9 protein-coding genes are annotated in these 6,629 nt (G+C 71.9%); 6 read left to right on the top strand and 3 right to left on the bottom strand.

The genetic code is table 11. The features are described 5' to 3' along the window. Positions 1 to 214 precede the first annotated feature (214 nt). Complete coding sequence (locus ACS5PM_RS26780; protein ID WP_439390915.1) at positions 215 to 1,354, top strand: saccharopine dehydrogenase NADP-binding domain-containing protein; 1,140 nt, start codon at positions 215 to 217, stop codon at positions 1,352 to 1,354. Beyond that, positions 1,354 to 1,845, top strand: coding sequence for an SRPBCC family protein (locus ACS5PM_RS26775; RefSeq protein WP_439390913.1), 492 nt, complete (start codon positions 1,354 to 1,356; stop codon positions 1,843 to 1,845). The genes ACS5PM_RS26780 and ACS5PM_RS26775 overlap by 1 nt, the downstream gene beginning before the upstream one ends. Positions 1,846 to 1,854: 9 nt before the next feature. Here ACS5PM_RS26775 and ACS5PM_RS26770 read toward each other — a convergent pair whose 3' ends face one another. Beyond that, entirely contained in the window at positions 1,855 to 2,847 is a 993-nt protein-coding gene (locus ACS5PM_RS26770; protein ID WP_439390912.1) for a quinone oxidoreductase family protein, read from the bottom strand. 101 nt (positions 2,848 to 2,948) lie between these two features. Between ACS5PM_RS26770 and ACS5PM_RS26765 the strand changes: the two genes are divergently transcribed. Genes ACS5PM_RS26765 through ACS5PM_RS26750 form a run of 4 tightly spaced genes read left to right on the top strand, consistent with a single transcriptional unit; the run spans position 2,949 to position 5,360 of the window. Beyond that, positions 2,949 to 3,860: a DMT family transporter gene (locus tag ACS5PM_RS26765; protein ID WP_439390911.1), complete on the top strand. Its 912-nt coding sequence runs from the start codon at positions 2,949 to 2,951 to the stop codon at positions 3,858 to 3,860. Between the two features lie 54 nt (positions 3,861 to 3,914). After that, on the top strand, positions 3,915 to 4,388 hold the full coding sequence (locus tag ACS5PM_RS26760) for a thioredoxin family protein (RefSeq protein ID WP_439390910.1): 474 nt from the start codon (positions 3,915 to 3,917) through the stop codon (positions 4,386 to 4,388). Continuing rightward, positions 4,385 to 4,999 carry a DUF924 family protein gene (locus tag ACS5PM_RS26755; RefSeq protein ID WP_439390909.1) on the top strand — a complete coding sequence of 205 codons (615 nt, stop codon included), beginning with the start codon at positions 4,385 to 4,387 and terminating at the stop codon, positions 4,997 to 4,999. The genes ACS5PM_RS26760 and ACS5PM_RS26755 overlap by 4 nt, the downstream gene beginning before the upstream one ends. Positions 5,000 to 5,012: 13 nt before the next feature. After that, complete coding sequence (locus ACS5PM_RS26750; RefSeq protein ID WP_439390908.1) at positions 5,013 to 5,360, top strand: NIPSNAP family protein; 348 nt, start codon at positions 5,013 to 5,015, stop codon at positions 5,358 to 5,360. 50 nt (positions 5,361 to 5,410) lie between these two features. Here ACS5PM_RS26750 and ACS5PM_RS26745 read toward each other — a convergent pair whose 3' ends face one another. Together ACS5PM_RS26745 and ACS5PM_RS26740 are read right to left on the bottom strand one after the other, a co-directional pair. Continuing rightward, positions 5,411 to 6,199 (bottom strand): SDR family oxidoreductase, encoded by a 789-nt coding sequence (locus ACS5PM_RS26745; RefSeq protein WP_439390907.1) that lies wholly within the window; start codon positions 6,197 to 6,199, stop codon positions 5,411 to 5,413. Further along, entirely contained in the window at positions 6,199 to 6,627 is a 429-nt protein-coding gene (locus ACS5PM_RS26740; protein WP_439390905.1) for a GFA family protein, read from the bottom strand. Before ACS5PM_RS26740 ends, ACS5PM_RS26745 begins: the two co-directional genes overlap by 1 nt. Positions 6,628 to 6,629: the final 2 nt, after the last annotated feature.

The following is a 6,629-nucleotide window of genomic DNA, read 5'->3' as shown; positions in this document are numbered from 1 at the left end:
CCTCCGCCCCTTCCCGCCAGCGGGAAGGGGAACCCCAACGACGTCCCCTACAGCGCACCCGCCGTGACGGAGAAGCTTGACAAACGCTTCCCCATAGAAGGGGGCTCGCGCAGCGGACCGGCAAAGCCGGATCCGCGCACGCCCTGGTAGGAGGCGGCGCTGAAGCGCGCCTGGAGGACTGCTAACGCGGGGACTGAGCGAGTGTGCGGTCTCTATGATGGCGCGCAATGGGAGGCGGGCGGTGAAGGTACTGGTGTTGGGGGGGTACGGGAATTTCGGGGCGCGGATCGTGCGGGCGCTGGCGGGGGAAGCGGCCATGGAGCTGTCCATCGGAGGGCGTGACGGACGGCGGGCGGGGGAGATGGCGGAAACGGTCGGCGGGGGGGCCCGGGGATGGGCGGTCGATGCTTCGCGGGCGGACTTCGAGCAGGGGTTGCGCGAGCGGGGCATAGGGCTGGTGGTGCACACCGCGGGGCCGTTCCAGCAGCAAGGCTACGGGGTCGCGCGGGCCGCGGCGGCGGCCGGGGCGCACTATGTGGACCTGGCGGATGGCCGGCGCTTCGTCTGTGACTTTCCGGCCGCGCTGGACGAGGACTTCCGCCGGGCCGGGAGGGTCGCGGTCAGCGGGGCGAGCACGGTGCCGGCCTTGTCCTCCGCTGTGGTCGAGCAGCTGGGCGCCGGCTGGCAGCACATCGACAGCATCGATTGCTGCATCGCGCCGGCGCAGACCGCCCCGCGCGGCGAAGCGACGATGGCAGCGGTGCTGGGCTATTGCGGGGCGCCGATCGAGGTCTGGTCGGGCGGCCGCTGGCAGGCGCATCGCGGCTGGGCGCGGCCGGCGCCGGTGCACTTCGCGCGGCTCGCGCCGCGGCTGGGGGCCCTGTGCGACATCCCCGACCTGGAAATCTTTCCTGCGCGCTATCGCGTGCGGCGGCGCGTGCACTTCCGTGCGGCGCTGGAGGTCGGCGCGGCGCAGAGGGCCTTCGCGGCGCTGGCCGGGCTGCGGGCCGCCGGACTGGTGCGCCGGCCGGAGCGGCTGGCGCCGCTGCTGACCCGCTGGGCGCCGTGGCTGGACCGCTTCGGGAGCCCGCTCGGCGGCATGGTGCTGCGCCTGGCAGGCGTCGATGCCGCCGGTGCGCCCGCGCACCGCGCGTGGCACATTGCCGCCGACCACGACCATGGCCCCGAGATCCCCTGCATGGCCGCCATCCTGCTGGCGCGCCGGCTGGCCGCCGGCCGGGGCCCTGCGCCGGGCGCCCACACCGCGGTGGGCCTGCTGCCGCTGGACGCTTTCGCGCCGGAGTTCGAACGCTGGGGCATGCAGACCGAGGTGATCGAGGAGGCAGCGGCCTGATGGCGCATCGACGATTCGTCTTCCCCATGCCGGCGCCCGAGGAACAGGTCTTCGATGCCTTCCACCATCACCACTGGCGCTTGCGCTGGGACTCGCTGGTGCGCTCGACCACCGTCGTGGGCGGCGCGCCCTGCCCTTACGTGGGCGCGGTGACCGAGAACGCGGGCGCCGGCGGCCTGCGGGCCTTGTCGATGCGCACTCGCTTCGTCAGCTACGACCGGCCCCGGCTGGCCGCGGCGGCCATGCTGGGGCGCTCGTTTCCCTTCCGGCGCTGGGCGGCATCGATGCGGCACGATCCCGACGGCGAAGGCCGCTCGCTGCTCTTCTACACCTACACCTTCGAAGCCGGGCCACCGGGCCTGCGCTGGCTGTTCGAGCCGGTCGTCGCGTGGATCTTCGACCACCAGACCCGCCGCCGCTTCGCGCGCCTGCAGGCCTTCCTGGCCGCGCACGGCGCCGACGTGGCGCAGTGGCAGGCCTCGGCCCGGTAGCCGCGCGATTCACGGCAGGAGCACGCTGCACCCGGTGGTCTGCCGCGCCTCGAGCTCGCGGTGCGCGCGTGCCACCTCGGCCAGCGGATAGCGCTGGTCGATGGGGATCTTGACGGCCCCCGACAGGACCACCTCGAACAGCTCGTCGGCCATGGCTTGCGTCCGCTCGCGCGTGGCGATGTGGGTGAACAGCGTGGGGCGGGTCACGTACAGCGAACCCTTGGACGCGAGCACGCCGATGTCCAGCGGCGGCGCCTTGCCCGAGGCGTTGCCGAAGTTGGCCAGCAGGCCGAAGGGCCGCAGGCAATCCAGCGACTTGACGAAGGTGTCCGCACCGACGGAGTCGTAGACGACCTTCACGCCGGCGCCGCTCGTGATCTCCTTGACCCTGGCGACGAAGTCCTCGCGCCGGTAGTTGATGACGTGGGCCGCGCCGTGCTCGCGCGCCATGGCGCATTTCTCGTCGCTGCCCGCGGTGCCGATGAGCTGCAGGCCGAGCGCGCGCGCCCACTGGCAGGCGATGAGGCCCACGCCGCCGGCCGCGGCATGGAACAGCACGTGGTCGCCGGCCTGCAGGCCGCCGGCCGGCAAGGTCTGGCGCAGCAGGTACTGCGCGGTCAGGCCCTTGAGCATCATCGCGGCGCCGGTGGCGAAGTCGATGCCCTCCGGCAGCCGGACCACGCACTTCGCCGGCATCAGGCGGCGCTCGCAGTAGCTGCCGGGCGGGCCGCTGGCGTAGGCCGCGCGGTCGCCCACCGCCAGGTGCGACACGCCTTCCCCCACCGCCTCGATGACGCCCGAGCCTTCCATGCCCAGCGACAGCGGCAGCGCGTTCGGGTACAGGCCGGTGCGCTGGTAGATGTCGATGAAGTTCAGCCCGATCGCCTCGTGCCGGATGCGGATCTCGCCCGGGCCGGGCTCGCCTACAGGCAGGTCGACGAGCTGCATCTGCTCGGGTCCGCCGAAGGCGGCGATCTGGACGGCGCGACTGGACTGCGGCATGGCAGGACTCCTCGTGTCTTGTGGGGGTTCGGCGCGGATTCGCGCCCGTGGGCTATCGTGCCACCCTTTGCCCTGCCCCACCCGCGACGATGAAACCCCATGTGCTCACGCCTCGCCTGGCGTTTCTGCTGACGCTGCCGCCGCTGCTGTGGGCGGGCAACGCGGTGGTCGGCCGGCTGGCGGTGGGCATGGTGCCGCCCATCGCGCTGAACTTCGTGCGCTGGGCGCTCGCCTTCGTCCTGCTGTGGCCGCTCGGCCGCCGGGCGCTGGCGGATCGCGCTACGCTGGCCGAGCGCTGGCCTCACCTGGCGCTGCTGGGCCTGCTCGGCATGGGCAGCTACAACGCGTTGCAGTACCTGGCGCTGCACAGCTCGACGCCACTGAACGTGACCCTCATCGCCGCCAGCATGCCGGCCTGGATGCTGGGCTTCGGCGTGCTGCTGCACCGCGAGCATCCGAGCGGCCGCGAGATGGGCGGCGCCGCCCTGTCGCTGGCCGGCGTGGTGCTGGTGGTGACGCGCGGCGACCCGGCCCGGGTGGCCGACCTGGAGTTCGTCACCGGCGACCTGCTGATGCTGATCGCCATCGTCTCCTGGGCGTTGTACAGCTGGCTGCTGGCGCGGCCCCCGGCCCACATGCGCACGCCGCAGCGGCCCGATTGGGACTGGGCCGGCTTCCTGCTCGTCCAGATCGCCTTCGGCCTGGCCTGGAGCGGCGCCGCGGCGGGTGTCGAGGCCCTGGTGGCCGAGGATGCCCGCTGGCACTGGACCCCCTGGATCCCGGCCATCCTGCTGTACGTGGCCATCGGCCCTTCGCTGGTGGCGTACCGCTGCTGGGGCTTGGGCGTGTCGACCGTGGGCCCTGCGGTCGCCGCCTTCTTCGGCAACCTGACGCCGGTGTTCGCCGGCGTGCTTTCCACCGCCCTGCTGGGCGAGGCGCCGCGCTGGTACCACGGCGCGGCATTTGCCCTCATCGTGGGCGGGATTTGGCTGTCCGCGCGGCGCTCGCGCTGAGCCCTCGCCACCATGGCCCCCGCTCCCATTTCAATCGCACGAGGAACCGACCCCATGCCGACCCGCCGCCTGATGCTGGCCCTGGCCGCCGCGACCCTGGCCATGACGACCCACGCTGCCACCGGCCCCTATGACGAGGCCGCGGACGCCAAGGCCGACGTCCAGCGGGCGCTGGACACCGCCGCCAGGACACAGCGGCCCGTGCTGGTGATCTTCGGCGCGAACTGGTGCAAAGACTGCCGGGCCCTGGATGCCGCACTGAAGGCCCCGGCGAACGCCGAGCTCATCGGCAAGGAGTTCGTCGTCGTCAAGGTCGATGTCGGCAACTTCGATCGCCACCTCGACATCGCCGAGCGCTTCGGAAATCCCATCAAGAAGGGCATCCCGGCCGCCTCGGTGCTCTCGCCCCGGCAGCAGCTGCTCTATGCGACGCGCGGCGGCGAACTCGCCAACGCCCGCGAGATGAGCGAGACGGGCGTCTACGACTTCTTCCACAAGGTGGCCGCGAACGCGAAGGGCGGCCAGTGAGCCCGACGCCGGCCGAGACGCCGGACAGCATCCTGCGCTTCTGGTTCGGCGACGACCCGGCTGATGCCGCCAACAACGCCGATTGCGCACGGCTGTGGTGGAGCAAGCAGCCCGCGGTCGACGCGCTGATGCGCGAGCGCTTCGGCCCGCTGCTGCCCGAGGTGGCCGCCGGCTCGCTGGACCTCTGGGCCAGCGACCCGGCGGGCCGGCTGGCGCTGATCCTGCTGGCCGACCAGTTCAGCCGCAACATCCATCGCGGCACGCCACAAGCCTTCGCCCTCGACCCCATCGCCAGGCGACTGGCCGTGGAGGGCTTTGCCATCGGCGCGTTCGAAGGCCTGCTGCCCATCCAGCGCCTGTTCGCGACCATGCCGCTCGAGCACTCCGAATCGCTGGTGGACCAGGACCGCTGCGTCTCGCTGGTGCGCTCGCTGCGCGACGAGGTCAGCCCCACCGAGCGCGGCACCTTCGACTCCTACGTCGACTTCGCCGAGCGCCACCGCGAAGTCATCCGCCGCTTCGGCCGTTTCCCGCATCGCAATGCGGTGCTCGGTCGCACCAGCAGCGCGGAAGAGATCGCCTTCCTGCAGACTCCCGGCTCGTCGTTCTGAACGAGGGGCCGAGATGGCGCAGCGACTGGTGGAGATCCGCTCGTACAAGCTCAAGGCCGGTGAGGCCGCCGCTTTCCACGAGGCGGTCGAGTCGACCGTGATGCCGATGCTCAGGCCGGCAATGGACGTGGTGGCCTACGGCCCTTCGGCGCACGAGCCGGACACCTACTTCCTCATCCGCGCCTATGCCGACCTGGCCGACCTCGAGGCCACGCAGGCGGCCTTCTACGGCTCGAACGCTTGGCGCCAGGGCCCGCGCAAGACCATCGTGGAGCGCATCGAGAGCCACCTGAACACGGTCCTTTGGATGTCGCAGGCGTCGGTCGACGACCTGCGCCGCTCCAACCCGACTCTTGCGTAGATCCGCGCTCCGCCGGGCTGCTCGAATCCCCGTGGAGGCGGGCCGGACGCTCAGAACGTGCCGGGGTAGGAGCCGCCGTCCAGCAGCCAGTTCTGGCCGGTGATGAAGCCGGCGTGGACGCTGCAAAGGAACGCGCACGCCGCGCCGAACTCCTCTGGCGTGCCGTAGCGCTGCGCGGGGACGGCCAGCCGGCGCTGGTCCCAGACCGATTCCATCGGCCGGCCCTGGCGCTCGGCGGCGGCCTGGGTGTTCTTGCGCAGGCGATCGGTCGCGAAAGGGCCGGGCAGCAGGTTGTTGACGGTCACGTTGCGGCTGGCCAGGCGAGGCTGGCGCGCCAGGCCGGCGACGAAGCCGGTGAGCCCGCTGCGCGCACCGTTGGACAGGCCCAGCGTGTCGATGGGCGCCTTCACCGCGCCCGAGGTGATGTTCACCACGCGGCCGAAGCCGCGCTGCGCCATGGCATCGACAGTGGCTTTCATCAGCGCGATGGGGGCGAGCATGTTCGCGTCGAGTGCGGCTATCCACTCCTCGCGGCCCCAGTCGCGGAAGTCGCCCGGTGGCGGCCCGCCGGCGTTGTTGACGAGGATGTCGACCTGCGGCGCGGCCTCCAGCGCCGCGGCGCGGCCTTCCTCGGTCGTGATGTCGCCCGCGACCGGGCGCACCTCGACGCCCGGTGCGAGGCGGCGCAGCTCCGCTGCCGTCTCGTGCAGCGCCTCCAGCCCACGCGCCGTGATGACCACGTTCACGCCCTCGGCCACCAGCGCCTGCGCGCAGCCCTTGCCCAGCCCCTTGCTCGCCGCGCAGACGAGCGCCCACTTGCCTTGCAGTCCCAGGTCCATCAGAGTGACTCCTCGAATTCCACGTCGCCTATCCAGTGCTTCTGCCGCCGCGCCAGGCGGCTGGATTCGTCCTCGCCGTCGAAACTGGCCGTCCCCTGGCGCAGCAGCCCGGCCGGCAGGTCTTCGAAGGTGTTGACGTTGACGACCGCGTAGGTGCGGCCCTCGATCTCGCTGGTGACCACCGGCGGCACGCCGCAGCGCGCACACACGTGGAAGTCGGCCGTCTCGGTGCCGAAACGGTAGCGCGAGACCAGCGCCGGCTCGCGCACCGAGACGCGCAGAGCACCGGTCGGGCACGAAGTCCACACGCCGCCGTGTCGGGTGCAGAAGCTGCAGGTGCAGGCCCGCGCCGGGATCTCGGCCGGCTCGGGCGACCAGTCGAGCCTGAAGGAGAGGTTGCCGCAATGGCAGCTGCCATGGATCAACATCG

Source organism: Ideonella flava (assembly GCF_051857595.1).
In the GTDB taxonomy this organism is placed as follows: domain Bacteria; phylum Pseudomonadota; class Gammaproteobacteria; order Burkholderiales; family Burkholderiaceae_C; genus Ideonella.
The sequence above is the reverse complement of the archived record's forward strand: the minus strand, read 5'-3'. Positions and strand labels throughout refer to the sequence as shown.